At 62.6% G+C, this 14,377-nt stretch carries 14 protein-coding genes; 10 read left to right on the forward strand and 4 right to left on the reverse strand.

What is annotated here, in order from left to right; all coding sequences use genetic code 11:
• Positions 1 to 146: 146 nt before the first annotated feature.
• Genes GTW25_RS12795 through GTW25_RS12810 form a run of 4 tightly spaced genes read right to left on the reverse strand, consistent with a single transcriptional unit; the run spans position 147 to position 3,299 of the window.
• On the reverse strand, positions 147 to 923 hold the full coding sequence (locus GTW25_RS12795) for an SDR family NAD(P)-dependent oxidoreductase (protein WP_252912517.1): 777 nt from the start codon (positions 921 to 923) through the stop codon (positions 147 to 149).
• 27 nt (positions 924 to 950) lie between these two features.
• Positions 951 to 1,985, reverse strand: coding sequence for a phosphotransferase family protein (locus GTW25_RS12800; protein WP_252912518.1), 1,035 nt, complete (start codon positions 1,983 to 1,985; stop codon positions 951 to 953).
• A complete protein-coding gene (locus tag GTW25_RS12805) occupies positions 1,982 to 2,473 on the reverse strand; it encodes a MaoC family dehydratase (RefSeq protein ID WP_290128020.1) in 492 nt (163 codons plus the stop codon). The genes GTW25_RS12800 and GTW25_RS12805 overlap by 4 nt, the downstream gene beginning before the upstream one ends.
• Positions 2,474 to 2,483: 10 nt before the next feature.
• Positions 2,484 to 3,299, reverse strand: a complete 816-nt coding sequence (locus GTW25_RS12810; RefSeq protein WP_252912519.1) for an SDR family oxidoreductase — start codon at positions 3,297 to 3,299, stop codon at positions 2,484 to 2,486.
• Between the two features lie 149 nt (positions 3,300 to 3,448).
• On the opposite strand from GTW25_RS12810, the gene GTW25_RS12815 reads away from it, so the two are divergent.
• The 10 genes from GTW25_RS12815 to GTW25_RS12860 all read left to right on the forward strand — a co-directional run bounded on the left by GTW25_RS12815 (position 3,449) and on the right by GTW25_RS12860 (position 14,321).
• Positions 3,449 to 4,099: a TetR/AcrR family transcriptional regulator gene (locus GTW25_RS12815; RefSeq protein ID WP_252912520.1), complete on the forward strand. Its 651-nt coding sequence runs from the start codon at positions 3,449 to 3,451 to the stop codon at positions 4,097 to 4,099.
• Positions 4,089 to 5,339, forward strand: coding sequence for an acyl-CoA dehydrogenase family protein (locus GTW25_RS12820; RefSeq protein ID WP_372493161.1), 1,251 nt, complete (start codon positions 4,089 to 4,091; stop codon positions 5,337 to 5,339). The genes GTW25_RS12815 and GTW25_RS12820 overlap by 11 nt, the downstream gene beginning before the upstream one ends.
• Before the next feature lie 2 nt (positions 5,340 to 5,341).
• Positions 5,342 to 6,310 carry an NADPH:quinone oxidoreductase family protein gene (locus GTW25_RS12825; RefSeq protein WP_252912521.1) on the forward strand — a complete coding sequence of 323 codons (969 nt, stop codon included), beginning with the start codon at positions 5,342 to 5,344 and terminating at the stop codon, positions 6,308 to 6,310.
• 11 nt (positions 6,311 to 6,321) lie between these two features.
• Entirely contained in the window at positions 6,322 to 7,356 is a 1,035-nt protein-coding gene (locus tag GTW25_RS12830) for a zinc-binding dehydrogenase (protein ID WP_252912522.1), read from the forward strand.
• A gap of 102 nt (positions 7,357 to 7,458) precedes the next feature.
• Positions 7,459 to 8,334, forward strand: coding sequence for a branched-chain amino acid ABC transporter permease (locus tag GTW25_RS12835; RefSeq protein WP_252912523.1), 876 nt, complete (start codon positions 7,459 to 7,461; stop codon positions 8,332 to 8,334).
• A 6-nt stretch (positions 8,335 to 8,340) separates the two neighbouring features.
• Positions 8,341 to 9,441, forward strand: coding sequence for a branched-chain amino acid ABC transporter permease (locus tag GTW25_RS12840; RefSeq protein WP_252912524.1), 1,101 nt, complete (start codon positions 8,341 to 8,343; stop codon positions 9,439 to 9,441).
• A complete protein-coding gene (locus tag GTW25_RS12845) occupies positions 9,438 to 10,223 on the forward strand; it encodes an ABC transporter ATP-binding protein (protein ID WP_252912525.1) in 786 nt (261 codons plus the stop codon). The genes GTW25_RS12840 and GTW25_RS12845 overlap by 4 nt, the downstream gene beginning before the upstream one ends.
• Positions 10,220 to 11,032: an ABC transporter ATP-binding protein gene (locus GTW25_RS12850; RefSeq protein WP_252912526.1), complete on the forward strand. Its 813-nt coding sequence runs from the start codon at positions 10,220 to 10,222 to the stop codon at positions 11,030 to 11,032. The genes GTW25_RS12845 and GTW25_RS12850 overlap by 4 nt, the downstream gene beginning before the upstream one ends.
• A 22-nt stretch (positions 11,033 to 11,054) precedes the next feature.
• Complete coding sequence (locus GTW25_RS12855) at positions 11,055 to 12,944, forward strand: AMP-dependent synthetase/ligase (protein WP_252912527.1); 1,890 nt, start codon at positions 11,055 to 11,057, stop codon at positions 12,942 to 12,944.
• A gap of 150 nt (positions 12,945 to 13,094) precedes the next feature.
• On the forward strand, positions 13,095 to 14,321 hold the full coding sequence (locus GTW25_RS12860; RefSeq protein WP_252912528.1) for an ABC transporter substrate-binding protein: 1,227 nt from the start codon (positions 13,095 to 13,097) through the stop codon (positions 14,319 to 14,321).
• The last annotated feature ends 56 nt before the right edge of the window (positions 14,322 to 14,377 follow it).

A 14,377-nucleotide genomic window follows, 5' to 3' on the forward strand; every position in this document is an offset into this window, starting at 1 on the left:
AGCGGAAGCCGAATTCGATCGCCGGATCTGCCCCAAAGCCTGAACATCGATGCCCACGCCCCCAGCGCATTTCCGCATCACGATCGGGAAAGCATAGAGGCGACAGCTTAAATTAGGCTTTAAGTTCGGATTCGGGTGCCCGAAGGTTAAACAGCCGTTATTCCGCCATCGACAGCGAGTGCCTGCCCGGTCATAAACGAGTTGGCTGGCGAGCCGGCGAACATCATGACCTCGACCACTTCGTCCACCTCGGCAAGACGCCGCATCGGCACGCCGCGCGTCAGTTCCTTTTCGGCGGAGGCCACGTCGTCGGCGATGAGGCCGAGCGCGTCGGTCGCCATCGGGGTGCGGGCATAGGAGGGGCAGACCGCATTGATGCGAATGCCCTTCGAGGCATATTCGGCCGCTGCCGAGCGGGTCAAACCGATGACGCCATGCTTGGCGGCGGCGTAGATACCGAGCCGCGGCGCGCCCGCAATGCCCGCCACCGATGCGATATTGACGATCGCGCCGCCCCGCCCGTCACGTCGATACTGCCGCTCCAGCACCGGCAACTGGTGCTTCATCGCGTAGAACACGCCCATCAGGTCGACGTCGATCACCCGGCGCGCCTCCTGCGAATCCAGCAGCGCGAGCTTCGAAAAGCCGTGCACGATGCCAGCATTGTTGAACGCCACGTCGAGCCGTCCGAACCGTTCGAGCGCGAGAGCGACGAGATCGCGCGAATGGTCCTCCTGCGATACGTCGCCGGCGCACAGGGCGACGTCGTCGCCAAGCGAGGCGGCGACCCCATCGAGCCCCTCTGCCCTGACATCCGAGAGGACAAGCTTTGCGCCTTCGGCATGCAGGCGTTCTGCGAGTGCCTTGCCGAAGCCGCCGGCCGCGCCCGTCACGATGGCAATCAGGTCTTCGAAGCGTTTCATTGGAATTCCCCCCGATTGCAGGACGATCTATTCGTCGGCTCTGATCGCCTCGACCGCGAGACCTGCCAGCAGCGCGACCGCGTCGCCATAGGTCCTTGCCTTTTGCGGGTTGGACGCATTGCCGTCGAGCGCGCGCTTGTAGACGCCCTGGCAGATCGCAGCCAGCCGGAAGAAGGAGAAGGCGAGATAATAGGTCCAGTTGTCGATGCCGGCGAGGCCGCGCCGCATGCAGTAAGCCTGCACATATTCGCCCTCGCTCGGCAGGCCGAGCGCCTTGCGGTCGACGCCGCCGAGCCCGCGAAAGCCGGAAGCGTGCGGCAGGCGCCATTGCATACACTGATAGGCGAGATCGGCATAGGGATGTCCGAGCGTGGACAGTTCCCAGTCGAGCACCGCAACGACCTTGGGCTCGTCGGGCGCGAAGATCATGTTGTCGAGCCGGTAATCGCCATGAACGAGCGAGACGCGCCCGTCGTCCGGCAGGGCGTTTGCCTCCAGCCAGCCGATCAGCTCTTCCATCGCCTCCACGCGCCCGGTTTCGGATGCCCGGTACTGTGCCGACCAGCGCGAGAACTGGCGCTCGAAATAGTTTCCGGGCTTGCCGAAATCGGACAGTCCCACCTTGTCGATATCGACGGAATGAAGTGCCGCGAGCACCTTGTTCATGCCGCCATAGACGGCGGCGCGCTCGCCGTTGTCGGCGGCATCCGGCAGTGCCGGATCCCAGAAGATACGGCCCTCGACGAACTCCATGACGTAGAACATGCGTCCGATGGGCGACGCCTCGGCCGAAAGGTGCAGCATGCGCGGCACCGGCACGTCGGTGCCTTTCAGCGCCTCCATGACGCGGAATTCGCGATCGACCTGATGGGCGGATTTCAAGAGTTCGCCAAGCGGCTTGGCGCGCAGCACGTAGCGGCCGCTCGAAGCGGTCAGAAGATAGGTAGGATTCGACTGGCCGGCATCGAATTTGCGGACTGCGCGCAGACCCTGAAAGCCTGGAACCTCGGCGGCAAGATAGTCGGCAAGGGCGGCTTCGTCGAGCGCGTTCGGATCGCTCATGCCGTCTCGTCTTCCCGCTTCAGCACGGCAAGCGTCAGCCAGCGGGCGGTCAGCGCCGGTTTCACCGACCCCTCGATCTCGACGGTCACGTCGGTGGCGATCTGGACCCATCCCGAAGGCCGCACATTGACGTCGGCCAGAACGAAGCGTCCACGCACGCGCGCTCCGGTCTTGACCGGCGTGACGAAGCGGACCCGTTCGAAGCCGTAATTGACGCCCATCTCCACATCGGCGAGCGGAGGCATTGCCTCGTAGGAAAACGCGGACAAAAGCGAGAGCGTCAGGAAACCATGCGCGATGGTGCCGCCAAACGGTGTCGTCGCCGCACGCTCGGGATCGACATGGATGAACTGATGATCGTCGATCGAATCGGCGAACATGTCGATCATTTGCTGGGTGACGATACGCCAGGGCGAAATGCCGACCTCGTTGCCGACATTGGCGACCAACTGGTCGATTGCGACCGGCTGCAAACGCGGACCTTCCATGGATGAAACCTTATTCCTTGAACAGCGACATGCCGTGCTGGACGGACTGGCCTCCGTCGATCGGAACGATCGCGCCCGTCACATAGCTCCCGGCCTTCGAGCACAGATACAGGGTCGCACCCGCGATGTCACTCGGCGCACCGATCCGGCCGAGCGGCACGCGCGATCCGACATGGGCCGCCTGTTCGTCGCTCGCCGTGGCGAAAGCCGTCATGCGGCTTTGGAAGGGGCCCGGAGCAAAGGCGTTGACCGTGATGCGGCGGCCCGCAAACTCGATGGCAAGCGTGCGGGTCAGATGATGAACCGCCGCCTTCGACGCGGTGTAGGAATAGGCGCCGTCGGCCATCGGCTGCGTGCCCATGACGGAGCCGAGATTGACGATCCGCGCAGGGTCGTCGTCGCTGGCTGCGCGTTCGAGTTCGGGCAGCAATTCGCGGGTCAGGTGAAAGAGGCCGGTCACGTTCACGTTGAGCACCTTGGCCCAGCCCGAATAGGGAAATTCCGACAGTTCGGCACCCCAGGACACGCCCGCATTGTTGAAAAGAATATCGAGCTTGTCGGTGCGCTTGCGCACCTCTGCGACGAGCGCGGCGATGCCCTCTTCCGTTGAGACGTCGCCGCCGAAGCCGTCCGCCCGCCCTTTCGTACCGAGAGCGTTCAGTTCTTCCGCAGCCTGTGCGCAATCATGTCCCTTGCGCGAGGCGATCAGGACGGTCGCGCCGCCCTGCATAAGCGCGGTGGCGGCCATGCGGCCGATGCCCGTCGCGGCCCCGGTGACGAGCGCGGTCTTGCCGGACACGGAAAACAGGTCTTCCAGATAGCTCATCGATCCTCCCCAGGACGGTTCGCAACCCTCGACGGAGCCGCGTTGACAACATACCCGATAGTATGTTCATCATTTGTCGCTCGTAAAGAGGCTTTGAAAACCCGGCGCGACGACCGGGGCAGACCAGGCGAGGAGGAAGCCGGTTCGATATGAGTCCTGATGTCAGGGAGCGCACGGTCGACAGTTCGCGCAGCGCCATATTGGAGGCGGCGGCGCGCTGCTTTCACGAGCGGGGCTATGCGGCGACATCCATCGACGACGTTGCCCGGGCGCTCAATTCGACCAAAGGCCGCATCTATCACCATTTCGAATCGAAGGCCGATCTCTTCGCAGACGTGTTCCGCACCGGCATGGAGATGAACTATGCGGCGCTGGAGCCGTTGCGCAAGCTGGATGGGCCTGCCGACCGGCGCTGGGTGCTTTTCGCGCGCGTCCACGTCAACCAGATGATCGCGACGCGCGCCTTCCAGCGCGTGGTCTGGATGGGGGTCGAGATGCACCAGACGGGTGCGCCGACGCGAGAGCAGACGAGCCGCTACGAGGATTTGATCGAGACGCGGTCGCGCTACGGCGATATCTTTCGCGAGCTCATATCCAAGGCGCGCGACGAGGGGCGCTTTCACTTTCCAAATCTCTCCATCGCGAACCAGCTCATGTTCATGACGCTGAACTCGCCGATTTTCTGGTACTCGCCGCGCACGGGCGAAACCCGCGCCGATATCGAGGACCTCATCGCTCAAGTCGTCACCTGCGCCTGGCGCGGTCTGGGCGCCACGGAAGGACTGAAGAATGACGCTTAACCCCGAAATGAACCTTGGCATGAGCGAGCGGTTGAAACCGCTGCACGAAAAGGTCGCGCAGATGGTGCGTGACGAGATCATGCCGCTCGACCATGAATTCCTTTCCGAGGTCGGAAAGAATGGCGACCGCTGGGCCTATACCGCGCGGCAGACGGAAATTCTCGAAGGGCTGAAGGCGAAGGCCAGGGAACGCGGGCTCTGGAATTTCTGGCTGACGGATTCGGACAGAGGCTACGGGCTGACCACCGTCGAATACGCCTATCTCGCCGAGGAAATGGGCAAGGCGCATCTGGGCGCCGAAACCTTCAACTGTTCCGCGCCCGACACCGGCAACATGGAAGTTTTCGAGCGCTATTGCGCGCCCGAGCATAAGCAGAAATGGCTAAAGCCGTTGCTGGCGGGCGAAATTCGTTCGGCCTATCTGATGACCGAGCCGGATGTGGCGTCATCCGATGCCACCAACATCTCCATGCGCTGCGAGCGCGACGGCGACGATTATGTCCTCGACGGTGAGAAGTGGTGGGCGTCCGGCACTGGCGATCCTCGTTGCAGGATCTATATCGTCATGGTGCATACGCCCGATGCGGCCCGCGGCAAGCATCAGCAGCATTCGATGATCCTCGTGCCGGCCGACACGCCCGGCATCACCAAGCTGCGGGCCATGACCATCTACGGCGAGGATGACGCGCCGCACGGGCATTTGCATTTGAAATTCGAGAATGTGCGCGTGCCCGCTTCGCACCTGATCCTCGGTGAAGGCAAAGGTTTCGAGATTGCGCAGGGCCGTCTCGGACCGGGCCGTATCCATCACTGCATGCGCGCGATCGGCCATGCGGAAATGGCACTCGAGATGATGTGCAAGCGCGCATTGCGCCGCGAAGCTTTCGGCAAGAAGCTGTCGGACCTCGGGGCCAATTACGACATCATCGCCGAATGTCGCATGGAGATCGAACAGGCGCGCCTGCTCTGCTTGAAGGCAGCCTGGATGATGGACCAGGGTGACAAAAAAGCGGCTGCGCCATGGATCAGCCAGATCAAGGTCGTCGCGCCGCGCATGGCGCTAAAGGTCACGGACGAGGCGGCGCAGATGTTCGGCGCTCAGGGGATCAGCCAGGATACCTCGCTTGCCCGCTCGTGGACGCATCTGCGCACGCTGCGCTTCGCCGATGGGCCTGATGCGGTTCACCGCCGACAGGTCGCGCGCGAGGAACTGAAGAAGTATACGCAGGAGAAGGTCTGACCATGAAGGCCATCGTCGCACGCGGTTTCGGCCCGATCGCCGATCTCGACTATGCCGAGATGCCCGATCCCGTGCCGGGCAAAGGCGAGGTGCTGATCGAGGCCGAGGCGATCGGCGTCAACTTTCCCGATGGTTTGCTGGTGCAGGGCCTTTACCAGATGAAGCCCGAGCCGCCGTTCATTCCGGGCATGGAGACGGCAGGCCGCGTCCGGGCGGTGGGCGAGGGTGTTTCCGGCTTCGAGCCGGGCGACCGGGTCGCCACCGTCGGCTCGCTCGGCGGTTATGCCGAACTCAACGCCGCGCACCACAGCGCGGTGATGAAGCTGCCCGATGCCGTCTCGGTCGAAGATTCCTGCGCGCTTTTATGCGGCTACGGAACGTCCCATTATGCGCTCAAACAGCGTGGGCAACTTCAGCCCGGCGAGACCTTGTGCGTGCTCGGCGCGTCGGGCGCGACGGGCCTTGCCGCAATCCAGATCGGCAAGGCGATGGGCGCGACCGTGATCGCGGTCGCCTCGACGCCGCAGAAACAGGATATCGCCAAGGGAGCGGGCGCGGACATCGTGCTCGGCTACGACGACCTCAAGGACAGGCTGAAAGAGGCGACCGGCGGCAAGGGCGTCGATGTCGCCTTCGATCCGGTCGGCGGCGAGGGGTTCGACGTGCTGTCCCGTTCGATGGGCTGGGGCGGGCGCCTGCTCGTCATCGGCTTTGCGTCCGGCACCATCCCGAAGCTCCCCGTCAATCTGACGCTCGTCAAAGGCTACAGCGTCGTCGGTGTGTTCTGGGGCGCTTTCACGACCAAGGAGCCGGGCGTTTATGCCGACAACATGCAGGAACTCGTCGGCTGGTATCTGGAAGGCAAGGTGAAACCGGTCATCGAGGGCGTCTATCCGCTCGCCGATGCGCCTTCCGTGCTTGAACGCGTTCTCGCCCGAGGCGCGGCCGGCAAGATCATTCTCAAACCCTGAAGGGATCGAAAATGGCGCTTCCCAGCACCATGAAGGCACTGCTTCTCAAGAATGACGGCTATTCGCGCGATCCTTCGGGAACGGCGCTCGAAGCCATGGAGCCCTATGTCGAACAGGGCACGATCGAGGTTCCGGAACCGGGGCCGAGCCAGGTTCTGGTCAAGGTCGGGCTCGCCTCGATCAACCCGTCCGACGTGATGTTTTTGAAAGGGCTTTACGGTCAGCCGCGCAGGCAGGGTCAGCCGGCGGGCTTCGAAGGGGTGGGCGAAGTCGTGGCTGCCGGAGCCGAGGCGCAGGGGCTGATCGGCAAGCGCGTCGCTTTCGCGACCGGGCTGTCGAACTGGGGAAGCTGGGCCGATTACGCGGTCGCCGAGGCCGGCGCATCCATACCGATCATGGACGGCGTGCGCGATGAAGATGCGGCCGCCATGATCGTCAATCCGCTGACAGCGCTCGCCATGCTCGGCATCGTCAAGGACGAGGGGGAGAAGGCGTTCGTCGTCACGGCCGGCGCGAGCCAGCTTTGCAAGCTGATCATTTCGGTTGCCAAGGATGAAGGCTACCGCCCCATCGCCATCGTGCGCCGCGACGACCAGATCGACCTGTTGAAAAGCATCGGTGCGGCGCATGTGCTGAATGCCGAGGCTGCCGATTTCGACGCGAAGCTCGCCGAGGTAATGGGGCAGGAAAAGCCGCGCATCTTCCTCGACGCGGTCACCGGCCCGCTCGCCGCCAAGATATTCAACGCCATGGGCAAGCGCGCGCGCTGGATCGTCTATGGACGGCTTGACCCGGAGGTGACGCCCATCATCGAGCCGGGGCAGATGATCTTCATGCATAAGAAGATCGAAGGTTTCTGGCTGACCGAATGGATGCGCTCGGCCGGCAATGACAAACGCATGGCGGCCGTCATCGAGGCGCAGAAGCGCTTTTCGGACGGGCGCTGGAAGACGGACGTCACCGCGATCGTACCGCTTGAGGAAGCGGTTTCGCGCGTGGCCGGCGAACTAGCCAAGCCGAACGGGAAGGTTTTCATCAGGCCATGACGAAAAGGTGCGCGGGAGGAGCTTGCGCACCCGTTCTGGCAGCTTAAGGTTGAAGGACATCGCGGCGACAGATCGCGTGTCATAAGTGGAGGAGGAGCGCCTGTGGGCGTATTGCAGCTCATCGTCAGCGGCCTTGCAAACGGCTGCGTGTACGGTCTCATCGCCATGGGATTCGTGCTGATCTACAAGGCGACCGAAGCGGTGAACTTCGCCCAGGGCGATTTCATGATGCTCGGTGCCTTCATCTGCCTCGGGCTGACCAATCCGCAATTCATGGACCTGCCCTTCTGGGTCTCGGTGCCGATCGCCATCGCCATCATGGGCGCGTTCGGCTATGCGCTCGACCTCGTGGTGCTGCGGCGCATGTTCGGCCAGTCGCAGATCGCCATCGTCATCCTGACGATCGCGCTCGGCTTCGTGCTGCGCTTCTTCGCCGGCGTCATGTGGGGGCATGAGCCGATCTCGCTCGCCTCGCCGATCGCCGGCCGCGACGTCCGGTTCGGCGGCGTGGTGCTGGGACTCGACGAGGTGATGGTGATCGCCGTCACCATCGTCCTCACGCTGCTGCTCTGGCTCTATTTTAACCGCACCAAGCTGGGCGTCGCCATGCAGGCGTCGTCGCAGAACCAGCTTGCGGCCTATTATATGGGTATCCCGGTCAAACGCGTTCACTCGCTGATCTGGGCGCTGTCGGGCATGGTCGCGGCGGTTGCCGGCATCCTGTTCGCCTCCAAAGGCTCGATCGATCCGTCGATCGGACTGCTCGGCATCAAGGCGTTCGCGGCGGCCGTCATCGGCGGGTTCGGCTCGCTGCCGGGCGCGCTTTTGGGCGGCATCATCGTCGGGCTGATCGAGCCGTTCTCGGGACGCTACATGCCGTCCGGCTATTCGCAGATCATGCCGTATCTCCTGCTGTTCCTGATCCTCATCTTCCGACCGCACGGCATTCTTGCCCAGGTCCATGCAAAGAAGGTGTGAGGCGACATGAGAACCGTTTTCAAGACGAGCTACGACGCTGACATCAACCTCTTCCGCCATCCCCAGCAGATGGGGTGGTATCTGGCGCTGATCATGCTGGCGCTGGCGCTGCCGTTCCTTCTCTCCGTCTTCGCGCTCGGCGAGGCGACGAACGTTCTGATCTGGGCCATCGCCTGCATGGGCCTGATGATCCTCGTCGGCCAGACGGGACAGGCGAGCCTCGGCCACGCCGCGTTCCTGGCCATCGGCTGCTACGCCAACGTGCTTCTGCAACAGCGGCTCGGCCTGCCGTTCCTGCTCTCATTCCCGCTCGCCGGGCTGATCGCGGGCGTGGCGGGCGCGTTGATCGCCATGCCGATGACCAAGCTGCATGGCATTTACCTTGCCATCGGCACTATCGCGATCACCATCTTGACCGAGGATTTCATCGTCATCGCGACGCCGCTGACGAACGGCGTGATCGGGCTGATGGCGCCGCCGATCGATATTTTCGGGTTTGAGATCGACCGTTACCGCACGCCCTGGCTGCTTTATTATCTCATTTTGGCCGTCACGCTGCTGGTCGTGCTCGCCTATCGCAATCTGCAACGCTCGCCGCTCGGACGCTCGTTCGCCGCGATCCGCGACTCGGAGATTTCGGCGCAGGCGATGGGCGTCAACGTGGCGCGCACAAAGGCTGTTGCCTTCGGCATCTCCACCGGCATCACCGGCCTCGCCGGCGCGCTGATGGGCCATTATGCCGGCATCTTCAACAATGAGACCTTCAATCTTATCATCTCGATCCAGCTTCTTCTCGCCATCGTCATCGGCGGTCTTGGATCGATCCACGGCGCGTTCTTCGGCGCGGCGGTGGTCGCCATGCTGCCGCAGGCGATCGCCATCGGACGCGACGTGCTTGGCCGCTTCATCGGTGGAGGATCGATCGCGATTCCGGGCATGGAGACGGCCATCTTCGGCCTTCTCCTGATCCTCTTCATCCTGTTCGAGCCGATGGGCATTTATGGCCGCTGGGTGAAGATACGCACCTATTTCGAGCTCTTCCCCTTCTACCGAAAGGACATGTTCCGCCGCCAGAAAGCCTATCTCAAGACGGAGCGCATGCGATGAGCCTGCTCGAAATCGACAATGTCACGCTGCGCTTCGGCGGCGTCACCGCTGTCAGCCAGGTTTCCTTCAATGTCGAGGAAGGCGAGGTCTTCGCGCTGGTCGGGCCGAACGGCGCGGGTAAGTCCACGCTCTTCAACCTGATCAGCCGCATCTACGATCCGGCCGAAGGCGACATCCGCTTCGACGGGCGCACGATTCTCGACAGGAAGCCGCACGAGATGGCGCGGCTCGGCATCGCGCGCACCTTCCAGAACATCGAGCTTTTCGACCACGCGACGGTGGCGCAAAACCTGCTCGTCGGCCGCCATCGCCATCGGAAAAGCCGGATGTGGACCGAGCTTCTGTTCACGCCCTTCGTGCGGGCGCAGGAGCGGCATCACCGCGAAGCTATCGAGAAAGTCATCGATTTCCTCGACCTTCAGGCGTACCGCGACAAGTACATTGCCGGTCTGCCCTATGGCGTGCGCAAGGTCGTGGAGATGGGGCGCGCGCTGGCCATCGAACCGCGCCTTTTGCTGCTCGACGAGCCGGCTTCCGGTCTTTCCGTCGAGGAAACGCAGGATGTCGCGTTCTGGGTCGAGGACATCAAGAAGCAGATGGGCATCACGGTGCTCATGGTCGAGCACGACATGCATCTCGTCGCCTCCGTGTCCGACCGTGTGTTGGCACTCGCCGACGGCAAGATGCTCGCCATGGGCACGCCGCATGAGGTGCAGAACCATCCCAAGGTGATCGAGGCCTATATCGGCGTCGCGGACGAACACGAAAAGGTGCTGGCATGACCATGACCGCGCATGCTCCGACCGCGAAGCCCGACGCGAAAGTCGTTCTGTCGATACGCAATCTGGAAAGCTATTACGGGCCGATCATGGCGATCCGCGGCGCGAGCCTCGACGTGCGCGAAGGCCAGATCGTGACCGTGCTCGGCGCGAACGGAGCCGGCAAGACGACACTGCTCAAGACGATCTCGGGCGTCATGGACCCTGAAAAGGGCCAGATATTCTACGAAGGTCAGAACATCGCCGGGGCCAATCCCGACAGGATCGTGCGGCTGGGCATGGTCCATGTTCCCGAAGGGCGCGAGGTCTTCCCGCTGCTGACGGTGGAAGAGAACCTTCGCATGGGCGCTTTCACGCGTTCGGACACGGCCGAGATTGCTGCCGACGAGAAGATGGTCTTTTCCTATTTTCCGATCCTGAAGGAGCGGCGGGCACAGGCGGCGGGAACGCTTTCGGGCGGGCAGCAGCAGATGCTCGCCATCGGGCGCGGGCTGATGGCGCGGCCGAAGGTGATGCTGCTCGACGAGCCCTCGCTTGGCCTTTCGCCGCTTCTGGTCAAGGAAATCTTCCAGATCGTGCGCCGGCTCAACAAGGAACGGGGCGTCACGATCATGCTGGTCGAGCAGAACGCCAAGGTGGCGCTCGAAGTTGCCGACTATGGCTACGTGATGGAACTCGGCCGCATCGTCATGGCCGACGAGGCCGACCGGCTCCTGCAATCCAAGGACGTGCAGGAATTTTATCTCGGCATCCAGACCGAGGACGCACAGCGTGGCCAGAAGCGCTGGAAGCAGAAGAAGACATGGAGATGACCGCAGTCGGGAGGAAACTGACATGACCATCGCGGAAAAACTGCCGCCCATGCAGACCGTGCGCGGCCATTCCTTCAACGAGAATTTGCGCCAGGCGCCGTTCTATTTCGACGGTTGCGACACGCTGGTGAAGCTCTTTCGCCAGCGCTGTCTCGAACTTGGACCCCGGATCGCGCATCGCGAGAAGGATTTCGGCATCTGGCTTTCCTATAGCTGGACCGATTTTTACGAGCATGCCCGACTGATCGGCCTCGGTCTCGTCGCGCTTGGGTTGAAGCGCGGCGAGGTGGTTTCGATTCTGTCGGAAGACAACAAGGAGTGGATCTACGCCGATCTCGGCATCCAGTCGGTCGGTGGCATTTCGTCGGGCGTCTACACGACGGATTCGGCCAAACAGCTTGCTTATCTCGTCAACGATTCCGACAGCCGCTTCCTGTTCGTGGAAAATGACGAGCAACTGGACAAGTTCCTGTCGGTGCGCGGTCAGATGCCGGCGCTCTCGAAGGTCGTCGTGCTCGACCGCGACGGCCTGCACGACTTTGCCGACGATCAGGTCATCTTTCTCGACGATCTCTATCGGATCGGTCGCGATTTTCTGAAGGAGAACCCGAACAGGTTCGATGAGGAAATCGCCAAATCGAAGCCCGACGACGTCGCCATCCTCGTCTACACCTCAGGGACCACCGGCCCGCCCAAGGGCGCGATGATTACCCATTCCAACATCATCGCCTCGATCATGGGGTCGGCATTGACCCTGCCGGTCGGACAGGGGGACGAGCAGGTCTGCTTCCTGCCGCTCTGCCACATCCTCGAACGGCTGATCACGGTGTTCACGCCGATCGGGCTCAAGTCCACCGTGAACTTCGCCGAGAGCCCGGAAACTGTTTTCGACAATGTGCGCGAGGTTTCGCCGCATGTCTTCACCGGCGTTCCGCGCGTGTGGGAAAAGATCTACAGCCGCATTACGATCATGGCGAATGATGCCTCGCCGCTCGGCCGCTGGGCCTATCGGCAGGCGGTCAGAACGGGCATGAAGCGCGCCGAGGCGCTGGAAGCGGGCAGGTCGGTTCCGGCGGTAACAAGCCTTGCCTATGCGTTCTGGGATTTCATGGTGCTGCGCAATCTGCGGCGCATGCTCGGCTTCGACCGTCTGCGGCGCGGCACGACCGGCGCGGCGCCGATCTCGCCCGATCTTCTCAAATGGTATCGTGCGGTCGGCATAGAGGTGCTCGAAGGCTACGGCATGACCGAAAGCTCGGGCGTCATTTCGGTGAATCTTCTCGGCGAAAGCCGAACGGGAAGCGTAGGTAAGGCGGTTCCGGGCGCTGAAATCCGCATCTCGGAAGAAGGCGAAATCCAGTATCGCGCGCCGAACGTGTTCAAGGGCTACTGGATGAAACCCGACAAGACGGCCGAGACGATCGCCGATGGCGACTGGCTCCGGACCGGAGATGTCGGGCGGGTTGACGAGGACGGCTATTTGTTCGTCACCGGGCGCATGAAGGACATCATCATCACCGCCGGCGGCAAGAACGTGACCCCGGCGGAGATCGAGAACCGGCTGAAATTCAGCCCTTACGTTTCCGACGCCGTGATCATCGGCGACCAGCGCAAGTTCCTGTCGTGCCTGATCATGATCGATCAGGAGAATGTCGAGAAGTTCGCGCAGGACCGGAAGGTGCCCTTCAACAATTTCAAGTCGCTGTGCGCGGCGCAGGAGGTGCGCGAACTGATAGGTTCCGTCGTGGAGGAAGCGAACCGGGAATTCGCGCGCGTGGAGCAGATCAAGGATTTCAGGCTCATCGACGTTCTGTTGACGGCCGAGGACGAGGAACTTACGGCCACGATGAAGCTGAAGAGAGGTTTCGTCGAGAAGAAGCACAAGCCTCTGATCGACGAGATGTACGGCTGAGCATCGGACCGAAAAGTGGACACCGCTTTTCGGAACAATCCGATGCTCGATTAAGGTTTAGAGCGTCCTTTGTGCGTCCGAACGGACGCACGGCGCTCTAGGGAGAGCCGTGCACAGGCAATGCGGAACAACCTTAAGGAGGAGTTCGAAATGAAAGTGTTGTTCGGAAAATCGATACTGGCGCTGGGGCTTGCCGTCGGCATGTCGTCCTCCGCCTTCGCCACGCAGGGCGTCACCGATACGGAAGTGCGCATCGGTTCGAACGGCGACCTGTCCGGCATCTTCGCCGCGTTCAATGTCGGGGCGATCAAGGCCGCGCAATTGATCTTCGACGAGGTGAACGCCAATGGCGGCGTCCATGGCCGGCAGATCCGTTTCATCGCGGAAGATCACGGCTATCAGGTGCCGCGCGCGGTGCAGAACTTCAACAAGCTGATCAATTCCGATCAGGTCTTCGCGATGATCCTGAATTTGGGCACGCCGCACAACATCGCCGGCTTCCCGCTGATGGAAGCGCGGCAGGTGGCGAACGTGTCGCCGCTGACCTCGGCGCGTCAGATGCTGGAAGGCGACATCACCTATAAATATGCCGGTACGTCGTCCTATTACGACGGTACGCGCGCGGGCATCGGGCATCTGGCCGAGGAGGACGGCGCGGAGAACATCTGCTCGATGTATATTCCGTCCGACTTCGGGCTGGAGGTCCATGAAGCGGCAGTCGACGAAGCCGAGGCGCGGGGCCTGAACTTCGCCGGCGAAACGACCCACCGCCCGGACGAGCAGGATTTCGTCGGCGCGGTGACCCGCCTTCGCGAACTGGGCTGCGAGATCATCGCGACCGGCGTCGGCGTGCGCCAGACCATCGTCGCGATCGGCACCGCCAAGCGTCTCGGCTGGGCGGAGGCCAAGTTCGTCGGCTCGTCGGCCGCCATGAACACGGCCATCGCCAAGGTTCCGGAAGGCGTCACCGAGGGTTACTACGCCACGTCCGGCTGGGTCGATTTCGAGGAAAGGCTCGACGTTCCGGAAGTGAAGGAATGGGCCGAGAACTATCAGGCCAAGACCGGTGAGGCCCCCGGCACTGCAGCGCAGCTCGGCCACAGCGCCGCGCTGACGCTGGTCAACGCGCTCGAAGCCGCCGGCCCGGACCTGACGGCCGAAAGCTTCCGCGAAGGCATGGAAAGCCTCGACTTCACCGACGAGGTGGGCGGCGGGCTCCACATCAGCTACGGTCCCGACGATCATCAGGGTGCGACGACGATCGTCCTTTCCAAGATCGAGGGCGGGATGTGGCGCGAGGTGATCCGCATCGATCCGGACGAGGACGGCGCTGCGGCGGACGAAGGCGGTGAGGAAGAGACAGAAGCCGCGAACTGATCTATACGGGAAAAGTAAAAAACGCCGCCCGCTGGTTCGGTGCGGCGTTTTTTATT

It is taken from the genome of Aliihoeflea aestuarii (assembly GCF_024105665.1).
Classification (GTDB): domain Bacteria; phylum Pseudomonadota; class Alphaproteobacteria; order Rhizobiales; family Rhizobiaceae; genus Aliihoeflea; species Aliihoeflea aestuarii.